Consider the following 18767-nt stretch of genomic DNA (forward strand, 5'->3'; position numbering starts at 1 on the left):
ATTTACGATGTCCGTGCCAGTTCGTATTTGCCGTTAGCCGGTTTAAGTTGGATAATGCCCGACCTGAATTATTACACGTGCGAAACAGGGGTCCCTACCGTGAGTCACGAACAGATGAACCAGTGCCTGTCGAACTGGATGGACAGAGAATCCACTGCGGAGGCTATGATTCCGCTGATTGGCCGTCTTTACCGGAAAAACAACGTTGTTACCTCCGTATATGGTCGCGCCATTATCAACCAGTCGGTTATCGATATCATCCGCGCCCACAGATTTGTGCGCCAAGTGGAGGACAGCGAATTGTCCGTTCACGATACCTTGCCAATTCTGCAGGCTATGGACCAGATGGATCTCGGGCGCGCGCACGTTGACATAGGTAAGCTGGCGGTAAAATTCAAAGAAGAAGGTGGTGACCTGGTCGAATTTCTCAAAAGAGAAATCGGGCCGGTGGTTGGTCAGTACCCTTTCCAGTCGGAAGAAGATGCCAGTAACGCCACTAAAGATGTCGTGCTTTACGGCTTCGGACGCATCGGGCGCCTGCTCGCCCGTATCCTGATCGAAAAAGCCGGCGGCGGGAATAACCTTCGCCTGCGAGCCATTGTGGTGCGCCATGGCGGCGCAGAAAGCGATCTGGAAAAGCGCGCCAGCCTGCTGCGCCGCGATTCTGTACACGGCCCATTTGATGGCACCATCCGTGTGGACGAGAAAGAGTCGGCGCTGATTGCCAATGGCAATTTCATCAAGGTGATTTATTCAGACGGCCCGGACAAGGTGGATTACACCGAGTACGGTATCAACAACGCCATTGTTATCGATAACACCGGTATGTGGCGTGACGAAGAGGGCTTGGGCCTGCACCTGAAATCCAAGGGTGTCAGCCGTGTTCTGCTCACAGCGCCGGGTAAGGGTGATATCAAGAATATCGTTTACGGCATCAACAGCGACTCGATTACGGATGCCGACAAGATCCTGTCGGCAGCCTCCTGTACCACCAATGCCATTACTCCGGTGCTGAAAGCAATTCACGACGAGTATGGTATTGAGGATGGCCACGTTGAGACGGTGCACTCCTATACCAACGACCAAAACCTGATCGATAACTACCACAAAGGCAGTCGTCGTGGCCGAAGCGCTGCGCTGAACATGGTAATTACCGAGACAGGAGCGGCAAAAGCGGTGTCCAAAGCTCTTCCGGAGCTGAAAGGCAAGCTCACCGGAAATGCCATCCGCGTGCCGACACCGAACGTTTCCATGGCGATCCTGAACCTCAATCTGGAAAAAGAGGTTAGTGTAGAAGCTGTCAACGACTACCTGCGCGAGATGGCTTTGCACTCCGAGTTGCAGAAACAGATAGATTTTGTGAACTCTCCGGAAGTGGTGTCTACAGATTTTGTGGGCTCCCGCCACGCCGGCATTGTTGATGCCCAGGCAACGATTGCTGCGGGTAAGCGGCTGATTCTCTACGTCTGGTACGACAATGAGTTCGGGTACAGTGCCCAGGTGATCAGGGTAGTAACCCAGATGGCAGGCATTGAGTTCCCTATCTTCCCGAAGCGCTCGCGCGACTGAGGGTAGTGCGCCAGAGTTGGCGTTGATAGCTCCAGAAACCCGGCGCCGGAAGTCGCCGGGTTTTTTTGTTAACGATGGCTTGCCACTGCGGAATTACGTTCCGGTACAAACCCGTTCTCGTTTCCGGTGGAAATAGCTTGCCTTAGACTCTATAATTGGCGCGATTTTAGGTATGTCTGTCCCTCCGTTTCTCATCTGTTTCTGGGCCGCAGGGGGCGGGCGACGCAAATTCATAGAATAGTTTCCGATGATTGGATGAGGCTAATGATCAAGATCAAAAAAGGCCTGGATCTTCCCATCAGCGGCGCTCCCGAACAGACCATTACAGACGGCAAACCGGTTCGCCATGTTGCGCTAATCGGTTTTGACTACATCGGCATGAAGCCGACGATGGCTGTTAAAGAAGGGGACCGTGTCAAACGCGGTACGCTGCTGTTCACGGACAAGAAGACCGAAGGCGTTCGTTACACATCACCTGCCGCTGGTGTGGTGAAAGAAATCAATCGCGGTGAGCGTCGGGTGTTCCAGTCAGTTGTCATCGAAATTGATGGTGACGACGCTGAGACCTTCGCCCGCTTCAGTGACTCGGACCTTGCCGGTCTGGAACGTCAGCAGGTGGTCGATAATCTGGTTGAGTCCGGTTTGTGGACGGCTCTGAAGACCCGTCCGTACAGCAAAGTTCCGGCAATCGACACTGCTCCGCACTCCATTTTCGTATCCGTTATGGACACCAATCCGCTGGCGGCTGATCCCACTCTGGTGATCGCTGAAAATGCGGCAGCGTTTGAGAACGGCCTGACTATTCTGGGCCGGATCACCTCTGGCAAAGTGTTCGTGACCGGCCGGCCCGGATCTAACGTATCCGTTCCAAAAGCCGATAACATTGATGTTCAGCAGTTTGATGGCTTGCATCCCGCCGGAAACGTCGGGACTCATATACATCACCTTGATCCGGTGTCTGTCTCAAAGTGCGTCTGGACAATTAACTACCAGGACGTAATTGATATAGGGCAGCTGTTTTCAACCGGTGAGCTGAATGTTGGCCGGATTGTTGCGCTTGGCGGCCCCAAGGCCCTGAAGCCGCGCCTGGTTCGCACCCGTTTGGGCGCCAGCCTGGCCGAACTTCTCGATGGCGAAGTGGCCACAGACTGTGATGTACGCGCGATTTCCGGTTCTGTGTTTGGCGGTCGCCGTGGCGATGGCCCCTGTGCTTACCTTGGCCGTTTTGCCAATCAGGTATCTCTGCTGGAAGAAGGCAACAAGCGCTACTTCATGGGATGGCTGACGCCGGGCGTTAACAAGTTCTCCGTTCTGAATATCTACCTGTCCAAGCTTTCCGGTAACAAGCTTTTCAATTTCACGACCACCACCAATGGCAGTGAACGCGCCATGGTGCCGGTAGGTGCCTACGAAAAGGTTATGCCTCTGGATATTCTGCCTACCCAGTTGCTGCGTGCGCTGATTGTGGGTGATACCGAAATGGCTCAGAAGCTTGGCGCTCTGGAGTTGGACGAAGAAGATCTGGCGCTGTGCACTTTCGTGTGCCCGGGTAAATATGAATACGGTCCGATTCTCCGCGAGAACCTGACCCGAATCGAGATCGAGGGCTAATACGATGGCTATCAGACAGTTTCTCGATGGAATCGAGCATCATTTTGAAAAAGGAGGCAAGTACGAGCGCTGGTATGCGCTTTACGAAGCCGCCGATACCATTTTCTACACGCCCAGTTCGGTAACCTCGACAACCTCGCACGTTCGTGATGGCGTTGATCTCAAGCGCATTATGATCACGGTGTGGATGTGTACCTTTCCGGCGATGTTCTTTGGTATGTGGAACATTGGCTTTCAGGCGAACAGCTTTCTGGCGTCAAACCCGGACGCGCTGATTGCTGACAATGGTCTGCGTGCAGCCTTTATACAGGCTCTTGCGGTTACAGGGGCCGGCGCTGGCATCTGGGACAACTTTGTTTACGGGTTGGCGTACTTTGTTCCCGTCTACTTCGTGACCTTTGTGGTTGGTGGTTTCTGGGAAGTGCTGTTCGCCACCGTGCGTCGTCACGAGGTGAATGAAGGCTTCTTCGTAACCTCAATCCTGTTTGCGTTGATCTGCCCGCCGACTATCCCGCTTTGGCAGGTAGCTCTGGGCATTACCTTCGGTGTCGTAATCGGTAAGGAAGTTTTCGGTGGTACCGGCAAAAACTTCCTGAACCCCGCGCTGACTGGCCGTGCATTTCTGTACTTCGCCTATCCGGCGCAGATCTCCGGCGATACGGTATGGACTGCAGTTGACGGTTTCAGTGGTGCAACAGCTCTGAGCTGGGCAGCAAGCGGTGGCCTGGATGCGCTGGAAAGCAATATTGGCTGGATGAACGCATTCATGGGTTCTATTCAGGGCTCTATGGGCGAAACCTCTACGCTGGCTGTACTCATTGGTGGTCTGATACTGATCGGCATGCGAATTGCCAGCTACCGGATTGTGGGTGGTGTGCTCATCGGCATGATCGGTATGGCCGTTTTGCTGAATGTTGTCGGTTCTGAAACCAACCCGATGTTTGCGATTCCGGCTCATTGGCACCTGGTTATGGGTGGCTTTGCTTTCGGTATGATGTTCATGGCAACAGATCCGGTCTCTTCGGCAATGACCAACACCGGTCGCTGGTGCTTCGGTATTCTGGTGGGTGTAATGACCATCCTGATCCGGGTTATTAATCCGGCATTCCCGGAGGGCATCATGCTGGCGATTCTGTTCGCTAACCTCTTTGCTCCGCTTATGGATCATTACGTGGTTCAGGCCAACGTCAAAAGGAGGCTCGCTCGTGGCTAAAGGTAAAGAAACCGTCTCCAGAACGCTGATTGTTGCTCTGGTACTGAGTATTGTGTTCTCTGTTGTAGTCTCTACCGCGGCGGTAGTGCTCCGCCCGGCGCAGATCAAGAACCAGAACCTGGATATCAAGACAAACATCCTGTCTGCGGCAGGAATGCTGCCTCAGGGAGCCGGCGCTGAGGAAATCGAAAAAGTATTTTCGCAATTTGAAGTGCGTCTGGTGGATCTCGAAACCGGTGAATACGTGGAGCCGTCTTTCGTGGATGTTAAAGATCCCATGAAGTATGACATGTACAAAAGCGCTTCAAATCCCGAGATGTCGACCAGGATTCCAGCCTCTGAAGATCTGGCTGGCATCAAGCGCCGCCCCAATGTCGCAAAGGTTTATACTCTGAGCGAAGGTGGTAATCTCAAGCGTGTGGTACTGCCGATTCACGGTTACGGGCTATGGTCTACTCTGTATGGTTTCATGTCGCTTAAAGGGGATCTGAACACCATTGAGGGTCTGGGTTTCTACGCGCACGCAGAAACACCCGGCCTCGGGGGTGAAGTAGATAACCCGCGCTGGAAATCGCAGTGGGTAGGCAAGGAGCTTTACGGTAACAACACGTCTCAACCAGAAATTCGCCTGGTTAAGGGTGGCGTAAGCGCTAACACTGCTGACAAAGAGCACAAGGTCGATGCGCTTTCCGGAGCAACACTGACCAGCCGTGGCGTTCAGCACTTGGTTAACTACTGGATGGGTGGCCGGGGCTTCGCACCGTTCCTCAAGAAACTTCGTGAAGGGGAGGTCTGATCATGGCCGAAATAACCGCCAAACAGGTTCTTTTTGAACCGATATTCAGTAATAACCCGATCGGGCTGCAGATCCTTGGTATCTGTTCAGCACTTGCCGTAACCACGAGCATGAACGTCACCATCGTTATGTGTCTTTCGGTTATCGCTGTTACCGCGTTTTCCAACTTGGCTGTCTCACTGGTTCGTACCCAGATTCCGGCAAGCATCCGGATCATCGTACAGATGACCATTATTGCTTCTCTGGTAATCGTGGTTGATCAGATACTCAAGGCCTATGCTTACGAAATCAGTAAACAGCTTTCTGTATTCGTTGGTCTGATCATCACCAACTGTATTGTTATGGGGCGCGCCGAAGGTTTCGCTATGAAGAACGGCCCCTGGTTGAGCTTCCTCGACGGCATTGGTAACGGTCTGGGCTACTCGGTCATGCTGCTGTTCGTGGCTTTTTTCCGCGAGCTTCTGGGTGCCGGTTCACTGTTCGGTGTGACCATCCTGTCTCCGGTAAACGAAGGTGGCTGGTACGTGACAAATGGCCTGCTGCTGCTGCCACCGAGTGCGTTCTTCATCATTGGTCTTGCGATCTGGGGGCTGCGTTCCTGGATGCCTGAGCAAGTAGAAGAAGAGGACTACAAAATGTCCCGCCACACCCATAAGGAGGCCTTCTGATGGAGCATTATATCAGCTTGCTTCTCAAGGCAATTTTCATTGAGAACATGGCGCTCGCGTTCTTCCTGGGTATGTGCACGTTTCTTGCCATTTCCAAGAAGATTGAAGCGGCGACGGGTCTCGGTATTGCCGTTGTTGTGGTTCTGACACTGACCGTGCCAGTCAACAACCTGATCTACAACAACATCCTGCGTGAAGGTGCGTTGTCCTGGGCAGGTTTGCCTGATGTGGATCTGAGTTTTCTTGGGTTGATTACCTACATCGGCGTTATCGCGGCCATTGTTCAGATCATGGAAATGATTCTGGACAAATATATCCCCGCACTTTACTCCGCACTGGGCGTGTTCCTGCCATTGATTACAGTGAACTGCGCAATCATGGGTGCTGCACTGTTTATGGTGGAACGTGACTATACGTTCAGTGAAAGTGTGGTTTATGGCTTTGGTGCCGGTGTGGGCTGGGCTCTGGCTATTATTGCCCTGGCCGGCATCCGTGAAAAGCTGAAGTACAGCGATGTTCCTGAAGGTCTGCGTGGCCTGGGTATCACCTTCATTACCGTTGGTCTGATGTCCCTTGGCTTTATGTCATTCTCTGGGATTTCCCTGTAACTCATCCGGTGATTCGGTTTAACGAAAAGGCGAGACCATGTATACAGAAATCATACTCGGCGTGGTCATGTTCACCGTTATCGTTCTGGCGCTTGTGGCGATCATCCTCGCGGCGAGATCCAAACTGGTAAGCACCGGTGATGTGACCATCGAAATCAATGACGATCCGGAACATACCGTAAAAACGGAAGCCGGCGGCAAGCTTCTGGGCACACTGGCAGGCAGCGGTATTTTCCTGTCGTCAGCCTGTGGTGGTGGCGGTACCTGCGCGCAATGCAAGTGTAAAGTGCTTGATGGCGGCGGGGCGATGCTGGCTACGGAAAAGACCCACTTCACGAACCGTGAAGAGAAGGAAGGCTGGCGCCTGTCGTGCCAGGTTCCGGTTAAGCAGGACATGAAAATTGAAGTGCCTGAAGAGTTCTTCGGTGTTCAAAAGTGGGAGTGTGAGGTTGCCTCCAACCACAACGTGGCCACCTTTATCAAAGAACTTATACTGAAGCTTCCGGAAGGCGAGGAAGTGGATTTCCGCGCTGGCGGTTATGTTCAGCTGGAGTGTCCTCCTTACGAAATCGATTTCAAGGATTTTGATATTGAAGAGGATTTCCACGGCGATTGGGACAAGCTTGATATCTGGCGCTACAAGGCAATCAACAAGGAAGAGACCATCCGCGCCTATTCTATGGCGAACTATCCGGAAGAGAAGGGTGTTCTCAAGTTTAATATCCGTATTGCCACCCCGCCTCCGGGGACTGATCACCCGCCGGGTATCATGTCTAGCTATACGTTCAACCTGAAGCCGGGTGACAAGGTTACGGTTATGGGGCCATTCGGTGAGTTCTTCGCCAAGAAGACCGAAGCGGAAATGGTGTTTATCGGCGGCGGAGCCGGCATGGCACCAATGCGTTCCCATATCTTTGATCAGCTCAAGCGCCTGAACTCCAAGCGCAAGATCAGCTTCTGGTATGGTGCCCGGAGTGTCCGCGAGATGTTCTACGTGGAAGACTTCGACATGCTTGCCGAAGAGAACGAGAACTTCGAATGGCACGTGGCCCTGTCTGATGCGCAGCCGGAAGACAACTGGGAAGGCCCAACGGGCTTTATCCACAACGTTCTGTATGACAAATACCTTAAGGATCACCCCGCTCCGGAAGACTGTGAGTTCTATATGTGCGGGCCTCCTATCATGAACGCGTCTGTTATCAAGATGCTGAAGGATATGGGTGTTGAAGACGAGAACATCATGCTGGATGACTTCGGAGGCTAAACCTTTCAGATGACATCCCGTATGTTACAACCCGCCCGGGTAGCCTTTGCCAGCATCTTCATGATGCTGGCACTGGTGGCCTTGGCGGGTTGCTCGTTTCAGCCGGACGAAGAAGTCTGGGAAATTTCAGGTCCTGCGTTTGGCACCACTTATCATATCAGCGTTGTCTTACCGGAAGATCACGAGAGGCTTCAGGCGCTGGCAAAAGGCATTGACGACGCTCTTGAAGGGGTTGATGCCTCCATGTCGACCTGGCGGGAGGACTCAGAACTGTCAAAGCTGAACCGCCGGGAAGATCAGTCGGACTGGATTCCGGTGTCTGATGGGCTTTTTGAAGTGTTGGCCAGGGCCAATGAGATTTCACGGCTGACAGGCGGTGCGTTTGACGTAACCATCGGGCCGATGGTCAATCTCTGGGGCTTCGGTCCGGATGCACGGCCAGAACAGATTCCTTCAGAAGAGGCCTTGGCTCGCGCTTTGGCCAAGACGGGTTACGAGCAGCTGACGCTTCAGGCCGATCCGCCCGCTGTAAAGGCGGCGATGCCCCAATACATCGATCTGTCTGCGATCGCAAAAGGTTACGGTGTAGACGTCGTGGCTCGCTATCTCGATAGTGAAGGTGTTGAGGCTTATCTTGTCGAAATAGGTGGAGAAATTCGCACCCACGGGCAGAAGCCGGATGGTAGCGTGTGGAGGCTTGCCATTGAGCAGCCGGTGGATGGCGCAGAGCATACGGTCAACAGCATCGTTTCCCTGCCTTCACGGGCAATGGCCACCTCAGGAGACTATCGTAACTATTACGAATCGGAAGGGCGCCGTTTATCCCATACAATAGACCCTGAGACCGGACACCCGATTGCGCATCATCTGGCTTCTGTAACGGTTATTGCAGATGACTGCATGACCGCTGATGCACTGGCGACCGGTTTCACTGTGATGGGTTACGAGCGGGCGAGTGAGCTCGCAACGCGGGAGAATATTCCGGCCTATTTTATTATTCGGACGGAAGACGGGTTTGAGGGGCATCAGACCCCGGCGTTTTCGTCCTTCGTTGCTCAGTAAGGGGAGGACAACATGAGTACCTTTCTTCTGGTTTTTTTGATTGTGGTTTTGCTGGTCGCCGGCATGTCTGTTGGCGTCATTTTTGGTCGCAAGCCGATCAGCGGCAGCTGTGGCGGTATGAGTGCGGTTGGAATCAGCTCGTCCTGTGATATTTGTGGCGGCAACACCCAGAAGTGCGAAGAGGAAAGTCAGCGTGTGGCTTTGGAGGCAGTAGCACCCGAGGACCTGGCCTATGATGCGACCAAGGCTGGTCGCAAGCAGTAAGCGCTGGCAGATCCAGAATAATCACAATTACTTTTTCACGACGTAGATAAGGAGTCACTGCACGCATGGCAGAACATCATTACGACGTCGTCGTTATCGGTGCGGGACCTTCAGGTGAAGGTGCGGCAATGAACGCGACGAAGCATGGCAAGCGTGTTGCTATCGTTGAAGACAAGCCCACCGTGGGAGGCAACTGCACCCACTGGGGTACGATTCCTTCCAAGGCTTTGCGCCACTCGGTCAAACAGATCATTACCTTCAATACCAATCAGATGTTCCGGGATATCGGAGAACCCCGCTGGTTCTCGTTTCCCCGGGTGCTGCAAAATGCACAGAAGGTCATTGGTAAACAGGTAAAACTGAGAACTCAGTTTTATTCCCGTAACCGAGTGGATCTGATCAACGGACGCGCATCGTTTCTGGATGAGAACCGGCTCGAAGTCCGTGGTAACAAGTCCGTCGAGACACTGCACTTCAAGCAGGCAGTGATTGCGACCGGCTCACGTCCGTATTTGCCGCCTGATGTCGATTTCCGCCATCACCGGATTTACAACTCGGACACCATACTCAATCTGTCCCATACACCGCGCACGCTGATCATTTACGGTGCCGGCGTTATCGGTTCCGAATATGCGTCCATTTTTGCCGGTCTTGGTGTGAAGGTTGACCTGATCAACCCGGGCAGTCGCCTGCTGTCATTCCTTGATGATGAAATCTCGGATGCGCTTAGCTACCACCTGCGCAACAACGGTGTGCTGGTGCGTCACAACGAGCAATATGAGGCTTTGGATGGGGACGACCACGGGGTTGTTCTTTCTCTGCAGTCAGGCAAGAAAATACGCGCCGATGCGTTTCTCTGGTGCAACGGCCGCAGTGGCAATACTGAAAGCCTGGGGCTGGAGAACATTGGCCTGACGCCGAATGGTCGTGGCCAGTTGTCCACTGATAAGCACTACCGCACAGATGTGGAGAACATCTACGCTGCTGGCGATGTTATCGGTTGGCCAAGCCTTGCAAGTGCTGCCTATGACCAGGGGCGATCTGCATCTTCGGACATTGCTCAGGATGAGTACTTCCGGTTTGTTTCAGATGTGCCCACGGGCATTTATACGATTCCCGAAATCAGTTCTGTCGGTAAAACCGAGAGTGAGCTGACAGAAGCCAAGGTACCCTATGAAGTTGGGCAGGCTTTTTTCAAGGATCTTGCCCGGGCGCAGATTACTGGCGAAGCTGTCGGCATGCTCAAAATCCTGTTCCACCGTGAAACCCGACAGATTCTGGGCATACACTGCTTTGGGGACCAGGCTGCCGAGATTGTTCACATCGGCCAGGCGATCATGAATCAGGAGGGTGAGGCCAACTCTCTCAATTACTTCATCAACACAACCTTTAACTACCCGACCATGGCGGAAGCTTACCGGGTAGCTGCGTTGAACGGCCTGAACCGGATCTTCTGATCGGTTCAGGTTCAGTTGGCGGGTAATGTCGCATTACCCGTCGTTGTGTTTTCCTGGCGGTCGTCAGGCAGTGAGGTGGCAGAGCGTGCGCGATTATCAAAAAACATGCGCGTGCTTGTAGGGAAGTCTGTGATGATACTGTCCACGCCCATAGCTTCAAGCCGAAGCATGTCCTGGATGCGGTTGACGGTCCAGCAGGAGACATGCATTCCTCTCCGGCGAGCTTTCTCTACAAGTTCTGGCGAACAAAGTTTCCAGTTGACGCACAAGTAGTCACAGCCCAGCCGCGCTGCGATGCCGAGTGGCCGGGGGAACCGTCGTTCTGCTACCAGCCCTGTGCGAATGCGTTTATTTCTTCTGCGTATTTCTTTCAGAAACCAGGTGTCCGCCGAAGTGATCGCTGCCGTCTGATAGAGATTGCGGTGTTGGATGATTTCCGTTAGGCGGTTACAGAGAATATTCAGTCTGGCGCGAGTATCCTTCTTCACTTCCAGCTGGAAGTGCTCAATATCACCGAACTGATCCAACAGATCTTCCAGCGCAGGGATACCGGTTTTTACCGGCCATGAGGTTGTGTTGCGACGGGCGTCCATGGCGGCAAGCTCTGCTGCCGTATATTGGCTCACATTGCCTTTCTGGTCCGTAGTGCGGTCGGTCGTGAGATCGTGCACCAGCACGGGCTTGCCATCTTTCGACAGCACGATATCCAGCTCAAAATGCCGAACGCCCTGCCGGTAGGCGTGCCTGAATCCGGGCAGGGTATTCTCTGGGGCTTCACCTTTGGCGCCCCGGTGTCCGTAGACGATCATTCCGATGTTACACCTTTTAGACGTTGGTAAATGGCCTGGCGTTTTTTCCAGGTATCGTGGCACAGCTGTATATCTTCAAGGTAGGCCGGCAGTTCGTTCATAAGCAGTGCCTGAGGCCCGTCTACCAGTGCCTTTTCCGGTTTGGGATGGAAGTCCACCAGAACCATATTGGCCCCTGCGATCACGCCCTGTGCTGTTGCGTGCATAACATCCAGGATGCCGTCCGGAGCCTTCTCACGGGTACCTACCGAATGAGAAGGGTCGACGCAGACAGGCATGCGCGTCAGCCGTTTAACGGCTGGTACGTGAGCAAAGTCCACCATGTTGCGGTGCGGCTGACCGGCTTCGGTTTTCATGCCGCGCAGGCAGAAAATGACGTTGGCGTTGCCTTCGCTGGCCAGGTATTCCGCCGCATTCAGGGATTCGTTCAGAGTGATGCCGAACCCGCGCTTTAGCAGTACCGGGTAGGTGCTTTGGCGACCGATGGCTTTCAGCAGTTCAAAGTTCTGGGTATTTCGTGTGCCCACCTGAAGCATAACGCCAGTTGGCCGCCCGAGCTTTTCCAGGCAGGTATCGATTTCTTCAATGTGGCCTTCATGGGTGATTTCCATGGCCACCACTTTGATACCGTGTTTGCCAGCTTTTTCAAAAACCCACGGCAGACAACCCTTACCATGCCCCTGAAATGAATAAGGGTTGGTGCGAGGCTTGTAGGCACCCATGCGGGTACAAACCTGACCGTTTTCCTCAAGAGCCTTCAACATCATTTCGACATGCTCAGGAATATCTACAGCGCAGAGCCCGGCGAAAATGTTGAGATTGGACTGGTTGAAGTCTACGCCGTTGTAGCTAAAGCCTGTCTGCCGGTTATCATCTCTATGGCGCCCCAGAACCCGGTAATCTTCAGATATGCGGATGGCGCGCTCAACAGCCGGCAGTGCTTCGATTTCTGCCATGTCGAGCGGCTTGGTGTCGCCCAGAAGGTAAACCTCGGTCAGCCGCTGACTGGCTCCCTGAATCTCATGCACCCGCACAGATACGCCCGGCAGATTCTCCAGGAAGTGCATCGTCTGGCGGTAGGCTTCACTGTCCAGAGGTGTGTTGGGATGAAGAATGGCTAACATGCGATTTCCTTTGTTATGTGCCGGCTAGGAGCGTGCGCTCTCTGCCTTGTGTCGCGCCTGTATGAACTCCCGGTGATTAAGATGCAGCAGGTCTGCCATACGGCGAATAAGGTGTTCTTCGTATTTGTCGACGCGGTCGTCCGCGAGAGCAACATGCCAGATACTCTCCAGCAGCAACTGTTTGCCCTCCTGATCAAGGTACTCGTTGAGCTGCCCGGTAAATTCATACAGTGAGGTGGCATCCTCCGCATGATCCAGGGCATGGCTGAGAATTTCCTCCGCTTCTTCCCGGGTTACCTGATGAGCTTTTATCGAGCAGTCCACGATAGCTTGCAGCTCTCGCTCATCTTCATCGTTATCAACCCGCGAAAGTTGCACCATCAAAGCGGTTGCAGCAATCGCAAGATCGCGGGCATCGGGTTTATCGTGCTCTGTTTCCGGTGCGCTAAACAGTTTTTTCAGGCTCTTAATCATAATCAGACACGATCATTCAGGTGCATTGAAAATCAGGCCGCTTTACTGGCCAGCTGCCGAACCCTATTCTCCAGTTCAATCTGGTCTGCGGTGAAGCGGCGAATGCCGTCTGCCAGCTTTTCAGTGGCCATGGCATCTTCGTTGGATTCCCAGCGAAAGCGTTTTTCATCCAGGGTTCCGAACCCATCTGTCGAAGTGGCTCCGGTGGCTGAAAGTTTCTGCTCCAGGCTTCCATTGTCGTCTTGCAGTTCCTTCAGTAACGCAGGACTGATGGTGAGACGGTCGCAGCCTGCCAGCATTTCAATTTCTCCGGTATTGCGGAAGCTCGCGCCCATAACCACCGTACTGAAACCATTGGCCTTGTAGTAATTGTAGATCCGGGCGACCGAAAGCACGCCGGGATCCTCGGCGGCAGGGAATTGCTCGCGACCGGTGCTGGCAAGGTGCCAGTCCAGTATGCGACCTACGAAAGGTGAGATGAGGAAGGCACCGGCCTGTGCGCAGGCCGCAGCCTGCACGAATGAGAACAGCAGTGTCAGATTGCAGTGGATACCTTCCTGTTCAAGTATCTCCGCGGCTCGGATGCCTTCCCAGGTAGACGCAATCTTGATCAGAACCCGGCGAGTATCCACGCCCTGTTGGTCATAGAGTTCCAACAAGCGGCGTGCACGTTTGAGCGTGGCATCGGTATCAAATGACAATCGGGCATCAACTTCTGTAGAAACCACTCCCGGTATCAGGCCGAGTATTTCCTGGCCCGCCAAAACCGCCAGCATATCGGTTGCCACTTTTAACTGCTCGGCATCGGAACCGCCCTGTTTGCGAGCCATGGCAACCGCCTTGTCGAGCATGGGGCGATAGGCATCGGAAGCAGCTGCCTTCAGCAACAGTGATGGATTTGTGGTGGCATCCTGCGGGCGCCACTGGGCTATGGCGTCAATATCGCCAGTATCCGCCACTACCGTGGTCATGGTTTTCAATTGGTCGAGCTTGTTGGCCATTCGTGCTGTCGTCCGAGTTGATTTTTTATCAACACATCCGAATCCCGGATGCGGGTTATACATCTACAATAGCGGGCTGCAAAGACAGGAACAAGACAGCAAAAAGTAAGGTTCTGGCAATAATGCGTTAAGGTCGCGGTCAAGCGCTCGCTGTCGCTTCCGTCAATACAGGCTGTGCGGGCTCGCGGACCTTCTCCAGAGCGGTCTGAATCACCTCCAGACCAGCACCGGACTTATGCGCGTTTTCACTGATATAGCGACGGAACTGACGGCCGCCGGGGATACCGTGGAAAAGCCCCAGTAAGTGCCGGGATATGTGGCTGAGGAAAACACCGCGCTCCAGCTCGCTCTCAATAAACGGATACATGGCCCTGAGCGCGTCGTGGCGGGAGGCCGTGGGAGCCTCGTCACCAAAGAACTCCGAATCCACACCAGCCAGCAGCCAGGGGTTGTGATAGGCCTCACGGCCCAGCATCACGCCATCCGTATGTTCCAGATGTTCATGGCACTCTTCGAACGTTTTGATGCCGCCGTTGATAATGATCTCAAGGTGCGGGTATTTTTGCTTGAGGCGGTACACCCAATCGTATTTTAACGGCGGCACATCCCGGTTTTCCTTCGGGCTCAGGCCCTCAAGCACGGCAATACGCGCGTGCACAATAAATGTACGGCAGCCCGCAGCACTAACCTTATCCACGAACTCGCAAAGATCGTCCCAGGACTCCCGGCCATTAATGCCGATACGGTGCTTTACCGTTACCGGAAGGCTCGTGGCCGCAATCATCGCGCTCACGGCCTCTGCCACTTTATCCGGGTGTCCCATCAGGCAGGCGCCAATCATATTGTTTTGAACCCGATCGCTGGGGCAGCCAACGTTCAGGTTTACCTCACTGAACCCAAACTGCTCCGCCAGCCGCGCGCAATGGGCCAGCTCTCCGGCATCACTGCCGCCAAGCTGGAGAGCCAGGGGATACTCGGCCGGATTGTGGTGCAAAAAGCGCTCAGTATCGCCGTGAATCAGCGCACCTGTGGTGACCATCTCGGTATAGAGCAGAGTATGCCGGCTCAACAGGCGGGCGAGGTAGCGATATTGGGGGGTAGTCCAGTCCATCATCGGCGCAACGCAGAAGCGGCGGGATGGCTCTGGGCCAGTTTTTCCGGTAGCCCCCGTGGTATTTTCGGCGTTTTCGGAAGGTGCGTCTTTGCTCATTTCTTGCTCGTTTCTTACTCATTGCTGCGTGTTTGAAGCGCTAATTCTATCAGGAAAGCGGCTTCTTTGGCTTATCGGGTTTGTTCGTTGTGGTATAGAGTACAGCGACATACTGGAACCTGAGTGGTTGAGGGGTGAGATTGAAGCCCTGGCACCCGGTACCTTAAGGAGATATCTGTGTCTGAAACTGGAAATACTCCAAGCGGAGTGAAGCAGAAAGGATTCTTTTCAAAGTTGGCCAGCGGCGACTTTGGTCTGGCCAAAACCTATTGGCTCTATGGCGTTTTGGTCGGCCTGATTGTTAACGCTGTTACCAGAGCAATTCCCTCGGTAGGTATTTTGGCGGTGGTTCTGGCTGTGACTATTGTCTATCAGGCGCTGGCTTTGCTGGGGATATGGCGCGCAGCAGACAGGTATCAGGGCCGCAAGGTTTGGGCTATTTTGGCGAAGATTGCCACGGTGCTCGGTTGGTTGGGCGTTCTGACAAGCGCCTGGGTCCTTGTTGAGATACTTGCCTATCTATAAGTGAGAGTTACTCACTAAACCAACGCCGAATAACATCCAGTACCCCGGCGAAAGGTAGCCTTGCAATGCCCTCGCAGTGGTGCACCTCAGCCTCACAAATTCGCCACCCCAAACGGAATATGTACCATCGGAATATCCCCCGCATCCGACTCCAGATGCGACCGTTGGTCATCAAAGAACATATGGGGCTTAAGCACGTTCAGAATCCGGTCTTTCTTCATACCACCCAGGAAGAAAACCTCATTGGCATCCACGCCCCAATGTTCCAGCGTTGTAATCACTCGTTCATGGGAAGGGGCATTGCGGGCCGTCACAATGGCGATTCTCAATATCCGCCGATAATCGGGATCGTCCGTCACAGCCTGGTCTTCCAGTTTTTGCAGATGTGAAAGCTTGCGGAATAAATCCGCAAGAGGGCCGGGGCTGTGGGGAATCTGCGAGCGGGACGTCTCGTGTTTCTGAAAGTCCTCCAGCGAGCCGGCTTTGTATACCTGCTCAGAGGCATCATCTGCAATCACGCCATCAAAATCGAAAGCAATGCGCAGCTCCGTATCACCTTGATCATCCACTACCTTGCTCGGCAGAACCGTGCCAGCCGCATAGCCATAGTCTAGCGCCTGCGACACATCGACGGCATTAGCCGAGAGAAACAGCGAGGCATTGAATGCTGGAATGTAGGCATAGGGCGATTTGCCCTCCAGGAATGCCGCGCGGGTAATGTCCAGGCCGTGGTGGTGAATAGAATGAAACACCCGCTTGCCGGTAATCACCGAGTTTCGGGATAGCAAAACCACTTCCACGGGGCACTGCTCCGGAAACTTCTGGTTCACGCTCAAAAAGCGCTTTACGAACGGGAAGGCAACGCCCTTGCGCAAGGGTTCACCCAAGTGAGCTTCCTGATACTTTCGATAGGCCTTTTCACCCTGTTCGCGAAATACATGATCAGACCCGGACAGATCAAACAGAGCGCTGGACGCAACCGCAATAACGAGCTTTTGTTCGATGGGATAAGGCATCGGCAGAGCGTTCCTTTTCTTGGCAGGTATCAGGCTTCAAGTCACCGGAATCCAAACTATAAATGCACTTTGCGACACCGTTTTTCATGTGCGCATTGCACGATCACTATATCAAACAGGAGGGGGCTTATGATTGATAATGTCAAAACCGACATGCTGCTTAGCGCAGTCGCCATGCCCGGCGACAAAGTTCTCATGGTTATGGGCTAACGCAACGTTACCTCCGCCAACCTCGAGCACCTGCATAACAAATTTACCGCGAACTGGTTGGGTATGTGATTGTGGACTCTTACTGCATAAGGATTACTGTGAAATCGCTATGATTGTCTAGCTCTGGTATTCCAATAACGAACAATCCAATATAAGACTCTGAGGGATAACCACGACACGACTTACCAGCAAAGGAGGCTTTATCATGGCTAGTCTTAACCAATTGCGGCGCGATCACGCCAACATGGCGCGGTTGCTGCACATACTCTTGCTCAGACACAAGAACCTGGAGCAGGGCGAGCGCCCAGACTTTCATCTGATACGTGAGGTCGTGGACTACATTCTCGAATACATGGACGGCTTCATCATGCCCTTGGAGCATCTGTACAGCGAACATCTGCTGGCCAAGGCGCCCGAAGCCGAGGCATTAAGCCGTCGAATGGCCGAGGATTACCAAGCCTTGCGTAAGCGCCTGAACCTGCTTTCCGAGACTCTCGATATGATCCTGATGGATGCCGTGGTGCCTATGGAGCGCTTTATCGACGACCTCAAAACCTATCTCGATGCCCATCTGGCTTACTTACAGGTCGAGCGTGAGCAGCTGTTTCCATTCCTTCGTGAACATCTGACTGATGCGGAGCAGAAGGACTTACTCAAGATGTTGCCAGACAGCGCACAAACCAACCTGTCACGGCTCCGGGAGGATTATCCGGAGCTTTATGCGGAGTTCAAGGCGGCGCCGTCGCCATTTTCCTGAGCACCGTGTTAGAAAGGGGAGCGCCATGCAGGACGACTTGTGCGCCCTGTTGCAAAGGTGACGCAGGGGCTGCTGAAACCCTGAATCAGTATCTGGAACATCCGGCCCGTGGCTTGGCGGCCGTTATCAATGTGCTGGACCCGGACATTATTGTGCTGGGAGGCGGTATGAGTAATGCCGAACGAATCTACCGGAAACTGCCGCCAAGGTTGGCGAAACCCCAGCTATAATTGAACTAATCTGATCCGCAAAATCTTTATTGTTTCCCTCCTTGAATAAAGCGAGCGCTCGGTCTATTTTGTGAGTGGAGGGTTTAAAAAATGAACAATTCCAAAAAAACGAATCCTGATAACGCTAACTGGCTTCTTCGTACCGATGGCAAGATCGCACTTGTCACAGGCGCTGCAGGCGGGTTGGGACAAAGCTTTACCCGCTGTTTGCTCGATACTGGCGCTACCGTCATCGTGAGCGGTCGGCGCCGTGAGGCACTTGAAAGCCTCAAGTCAGCATTCCCCAGCCACGCCGATCGCATTCATGTTGTACCCATGGATGTCAGTGATGAAGCCAGCGTTACACAAGCGTTCGATGTGATGGCCGGTGAGGTTGGCATTCCAGATGTGGTGGTTGCCAATGCGGGTGTTGCCGTCAGCAAAAAAGCTCTGAACTGCACCGGTGACGACTGGGATAGCGTTATCGACACGAACCTTAAAGGCTGTTGGTTGGTTGCCACTGAGGCGGCCCGCCGCTTGTCCAGCGAGGAGCGGCGCGGAAGCATCATAATGATTTCCTCCATTCTCGGGCATCGTGCGGCGGGCAATGTTGCACCCTATGCGGTCGCTAAGGCCGGTGTTGAGCAACTGACTCGCGTTCTTGCCTTGGAGTGGGCTCGCTATGGCATTCGGGTTAACGCGTTAGCACCTGGTTATATAGAAACCGACCTGAACCGAGATTTCTTTGCCACTGAGCCGGGCCAGAAGATGATTCATCGCATTCCACAGCGGCGCCTTGGGCAGCCAGACGATCTGTGTGGCCCGTTGCTGCTTCTGGCATCGGAGCTTTCTGACTACATGACCGGCAGCACCCTAGTGGTGGATGGCGGTCATCTGCAATCTTCACTTTAAAGAGGTTC

General features: G+C 53.7%; 20 protein-coding genes. 14 read left to right on the plus strand and 6 right to left on the minus strand.

The window, feature by feature from the left end:
- Positions 1–54 precede the first annotated feature (54 nt).
- The 10 genes from BUA49_RS09080 to sthA all read left to right on the plus strand — a co-directional run bounded on the left by BUA49_RS09080 (position 55) and on the right by sthA (position 10512).
- Entirely contained in the window at positions 55–1569 is a 1515-nt protein-coding gene (locus tag BUA49_RS09080; protein WP_228704437.1) for a glyceraldehyde-3-phosphate dehydrogenase, read from the plus strand.
- 264 nt (positions 1570–1833) lie between these two features.
- A complete protein-coding gene (locus BUA49_RS09085) occupies positions 1834–3180 on the plus strand; it encodes a Na(+)-translocating NADH-quinone reductase subunit A (protein ID WP_072796840.1) in 1347 nt (448 codons plus the stop codon).
- 4 nt (positions 3181–3184) lie between these two features.
- A complete protein-coding gene (locus BUA49_RS09090) occupies positions 3185–4393 on the plus strand; it encodes an NADH:ubiquinone reductase (Na(+)-transporting) subunit B (RefSeq protein ID WP_072796841.1) in 1209 nt (402 codons plus the stop codon).
- Positions 4386–5189: a Na(+)-translocating NADH-quinone reductase subunit C gene (locus BUA49_RS09095; protein ID WP_072796842.1), complete on the plus strand. Its 804-nt coding sequence runs from the start codon at positions 4386–4388 to the stop codon at positions 5187–5189. The genes BUA49_RS09090 and BUA49_RS09095 overlap by 8 nt, the downstream gene beginning before the upstream one ends.
- A gap of 2 nt (positions 5190–5191) precedes the next feature.
- Positions 5192–5857 carry an NADH:ubiquinone reductase (Na(+)-transporting) subunit D gene (locus BUA49_RS09100; RefSeq protein ID WP_072796843.1) on the plus strand — a complete coding sequence of 222 codons (666 nt, stop codon included), beginning with the start codon at positions 5192–5194 and terminating at the stop codon, positions 5855–5857.
- Positions 5857–6465: an NADH:ubiquinone reductase (Na(+)-transporting) subunit E gene (nqrE, locus tag BUA49_RS09105; RefSeq protein WP_072796844.1), complete on the plus strand. Its 609-nt coding sequence runs from the start codon at positions 5857–5859 to the stop codon at positions 6463–6465. The genes BUA49_RS09100 and nqrE overlap by 1 nt, the downstream gene beginning before the upstream one ends.
- Positions 6466–6502: 37 nt before the next feature.
- Positions 6503–7729: an NADH:ubiquinone reductase (Na(+)-transporting) subunit F gene (nqrF, locus tag BUA49_RS09110; RefSeq protein WP_072796845.1), complete on the plus strand. Its 1227-nt coding sequence runs from the start codon at positions 6503–6505 to the stop codon at positions 7727–7729.
- 9 nt (positions 7730–7738) lie between these two features.
- Entirely contained in the window at positions 7739–8791 is a 1053-nt protein-coding gene (locus BUA49_RS09115; RefSeq protein ID WP_072796846.1) for an FAD:protein FMN transferase, read from the plus strand.
- 12 nt (positions 8792–8803) lie between these two features.
- The gene (nqrM, locus tag BUA49_RS09120) at positions 8804–9055 is read left to right on the plus strand and encodes a (Na+)-NQR maturation NqrM (protein ID WP_072796847.1); all 252 of its coding nucleotides are present in this window, start codon (positions 8804–8806) and stop codon (positions 9053–9055) included.
- 65 nt (positions 9056–9120) lie between these two features.
- Positions 9121–10512, plus strand: a complete 1392-nt coding sequence (sthA, locus tag BUA49_RS09125; RefSeq protein WP_072796848.1) for a Si-specific NAD(P)(+) transhydrogenase — start codon at positions 9121–9123, stop codon at positions 10510–10512.
- An 11-nt stretch (positions 10513–10523) separates the two neighbouring features.
- Here sthA and BUA49_RS09130 read toward each other — a convergent pair whose 3' ends face one another.
- From BUA49_RS09130 to dusA, 5 genes are all read right to left on the minus strand, one after another.
- The gene (locus BUA49_RS09130) at positions 10524–11321 is read right to left on the minus strand and encodes a glycerophosphodiester phosphodiesterase (RefSeq protein ID WP_072796849.1); all 798 of its coding nucleotides are present in this window, start codon (positions 11319–11321) and stop codon (positions 10524–10526) included.
- Complete coding sequence (locus BUA49_RS09135) at positions 11318–12445, minus strand: 3-deoxy-7-phosphoheptulonate synthase (RefSeq protein WP_072796850.1); 1128 nt, start codon at positions 12443–12445, stop codon at positions 11318–11320. The genes BUA49_RS09130 and BUA49_RS09135 overlap by 4 nt, the downstream gene beginning before the upstream one ends.
- A gap of 24 nt (positions 12446–12469) precedes the next feature.
- Complete coding sequence (locus BUA49_RS09140) at positions 12470–12919, minus strand: tellurite resistance TerB family protein (RefSeq protein ID WP_072796851.1); 450 nt, start codon at positions 12917–12919, stop codon at positions 12470–12472.
- Between the two features lie 32 nt (positions 12920–12951).
- Positions 12952–13920, minus strand: a complete 969-nt coding sequence (gene tal / locus BUA49_RS09145; protein WP_072796852.1) for a transaldolase — start codon at positions 13918–13920, stop codon at positions 12952–12954.
- Between the two features lie 139 nt (positions 13921–14059).
- Entirely contained in the window at positions 14060–15130 is a 1071-nt protein-coding gene (gene dusA / locus BUA49_RS09150; protein ID WP_072796853.1) for a tRNA dihydrouridine(20/20a) synthase DusA, read from the minus strand.
- A gap of 177 nt (positions 15131–15307) precedes the next feature.
- On the opposite strand from dusA, the gene BUA49_RS09155 reads away from it, so the two are divergent.
- On the plus strand, positions 15308–15655 hold the full coding sequence (locus tag BUA49_RS09155; protein WP_217650403.1) for a hypothetical protein: 348 nt from the start codon (positions 15308–15310) through the stop codon (positions 15653–15655).
- A 92-nt stretch (positions 15656–15747) separates the two neighbouring features.
- On the opposite strand, the gene BUA49_RS09160 is transcribed toward BUA49_RS09155, so the two are convergent.
- Positions 15748–16671 carry a 5'-nucleotidase gene (locus BUA49_RS09160; protein WP_072796855.1) on the minus strand — a complete coding sequence of 308 codons (924 nt, stop codon included), beginning with the start codon at positions 16669–16671 and terminating at the stop codon, positions 15748–15750.
- Between the two features lie 415 nt (positions 16672–17086).
- On the opposite strand from BUA49_RS09160, the gene BUA49_RS09165 reads away from it, so the two are divergent.
- From BUA49_RS09165 to BUA49_RS09175, 3 genes are all read left to right on the plus strand, one after another.
- The gene (locus tag BUA49_RS09165) at positions 17087–17638 is read left to right on the plus strand and encodes a hemerythrin domain-containing protein (RefSeq protein WP_072796856.1); all 552 of its coding nucleotides are present in this window, start codon (positions 17087–17089) and stop codon (positions 17636–17638) included.
- A 5-nt stretch (positions 17639–17643) separates the two neighbouring features.
- Positions 17644–17868: an ROK family protein gene (locus BUA49_RS09170; protein ID WP_228704438.1), complete on the plus strand. Its 225-nt coding sequence runs from the start codon at positions 17644–17646 to the stop codon at positions 17866–17868.
- A gap of 90 nt (positions 17869–17958) precedes the next feature.
- A complete protein-coding gene (locus BUA49_RS09175) occupies positions 17959–18759 on the plus strand; it encodes an SDR family NAD(P)-dependent oxidoreductase (RefSeq protein ID WP_072796857.1) in 801 nt (266 codons plus the stop codon).
- Positions 18760–18767 lie beyond the last annotated feature (8 nt).

Origin of the sequence: Marinobacter antarcticus (assembly GCF_900142385.1) — a bacterium.
In the GTDB taxonomy this organism is placed as follows: Bacteria; Pseudomonadota; Gammaproteobacteria; order Pseudomonadales; family Oleiphilaceae; genus Marinobacter; species Marinobacter antarcticus.